The sequence below is a fragment of the Corynebacterium sp. HMSC055D05 genome (assembly GCF_001810365.1).
In the GTDB taxonomy this organism is placed as follows: Bacteria; Actinomycetota; Actinomycetes; order Mycobacteriales; family Mycobacteriaceae; genus Corynebacterium; species Corynebacterium coyleae.
The window spans coordinates 1-2,150 of record NZ_KV801029.1; the positions used below are offsets into that span (position 1 = coordinate 1).

Sequence of the window (2,150 nt, forward strand, 5' to 3'; positions counted from 1 at the left end):
CCGGAACCTCATCGGTCTTTTCACCTGGAACGATCGACGGAACCGGGGTCTTATCCTCCGGCTTGGAGTTCGGGTCCTTCGGATCAGTTCCGGCTTCCTTCTCCTGCTCGTCAGTGAAGCCGTCACCATCGTCATCATTGTCATCGACATCCGGGGTGCCATCACCATCGGTATCACGCTGAACCGTGATGACCTTCTGATCCTCGGCAACCTTCTTGCCGTCCTTATCGGTGATAGTGACCGTGACCTCAACGTCACGCTCTTCCTCATCCTTACCCCAGTCATCGATCTTCTCCGGGGTACCGGTGACCTTACCGGTCTTCTCATCAACAGTCAGACCATCCGGCAGACCATCAACAGTGACCTTGCCACCTTCCGGAACATCCTTCGCCGTGTCAAACGGATCAGTCTCCTGCCCCTCAACAACGACCTTCTTGTCGGTAACTACCGTCGCCGGGACAGAATCCTTGTCCTTCGGGTTGGAACCCTTGTCCTTTTCCTCAGCATCCGGGATGCCGTCACCGTCGTCGTCGTCATCCTTGGAATCCGGGGTGCCATCACCATCGGTATCCAACTCGAACTTCGCAGACGTCTTATCGGTGGAACCATCCGGGTAGGTCACCGTGACCGGAACATCGAACTCTTCAGCAGTATCACCGTTGAGCTTCTCAGGATCAGCCTCAACCGTGACCTTGCCGTCCTTATCGATGTCAACGGTGTAGCCCTCAGGAGCAGTGAAGTCATCCGGAATAGCAAACTCCGTGCCCTCAGGAGCCTTCACATCGTTGCCGTCCTTGTCGGTGAAGGTCGGAGTGGACTCCGCAGGCTCACCCGGAGTCACCAAAGTGTCCTCGTACTTCGGCTCGACCGTGTCAGCAACCGGCTTTGCAACGTTAAACGTTGCCGTCGAGTTAGAGATCGTACGCGACTTCGTCTGCGGCTCACCGTTCTCACCCTCAACCGGATCACCGTTTTCATCCAACACCGGCACCTGAAGATTGGTATCAACCATCTTCACCGGAATATCGAACGACTTGCCTTCCTGGCCAGCCTTCGGCGTAAACGTCACCACACCAGATTCCGGATCAACCTCGACCTGATCCTTGGTGACACCCTCAGGAAGCTTGTCCTCATCAAGGACAAACTGCGCCGACTCCAACTTCGGCTCTTCAACCTCAGTATTCGGATTATCAAACTTCGGCTGCGCAGTAGCTTCCTCGCCGACCTTCGCATCAGTCGGGTCATAATCCAAATACGCAGTCGTGACCGCAAACGCATCCTGCGCCAGCAACAAACCAGAATTATCCGCACCCTGGTACAGACGAGCAGTAAACACATCACCGTGCTCAACATCACCCGGCACCGTTACCGGGCACGACGGAATACGCGTCGACGCATCCGGCACAACCGGACCACAGGTCTCGACAACCTCACCAGCATCATTGGTCCACTCAATGAAGTACTCAAGACCATCCGTCGCCGGCAAACCATCCGTCAACGTCTCAATCGTCTCACCAACACGAGCCCAATTGTCGTAAGTGTTCTTCTCCAGAACATCAAACTTCAACGGCGCCGGATACAAACCAACATTAAAACGCAGGTACTTATCATCCGGCTCGTTGATCTCAGAGCCGTTACCGCCAAAGTCCGTCATCGACGTACCAGCAGTCGGACCATCCCAGTGACCCAACGACCACGGAGAGAGCACACCAATATTGTCCGGAAGCTCCTTGCCATCCTTATCCAGGAACTGGACATACGACCAGTCCATATTCACGTGCTTGGAGCCCTTATTGCCGTTGATGAAGGTGCCCTCATCACGAGACTCAGCAAGTGTGTGCAGCTTCTCAGCCGGCGGCGTCAAATTACCCGGCGTGCTCTGCCAGCTATTGCCCCACAGACCCTTCCAGTACAACTTGAACCCACCATTAGCATCCGTGGTGGTCTTGACCGTCTCAGCAATCCAACCTTCACGATCAGCAGCTACCTGCGCATTAATCCACTTCTGCAGCGCCTGCTCATCCTCAATGGTCCACCCCTTGCCACGCAACTGCTTGCCAGCAAAATTCTCCGCAACATGCTCATGAATCGCCTTAACAGCCTCATCAGACAAGTACGAGCCAACCACCGTCAAACCAGCAGCAGCCGGA

The 2,150-nt window shown here is 55.1% G+C and carries 1 protein-coding gene; it reads right to left on the reverse strand.

Annotation, left to right across the window (positions count from 1 at the left end):
• On the reverse strand, nucleotides 1-2,150 hold a 2,150-nt coding region (locus tag HMPREF2734_RS11930), incomplete at both ends, for a YPDG domain-containing protein (protein WP_210384712.1).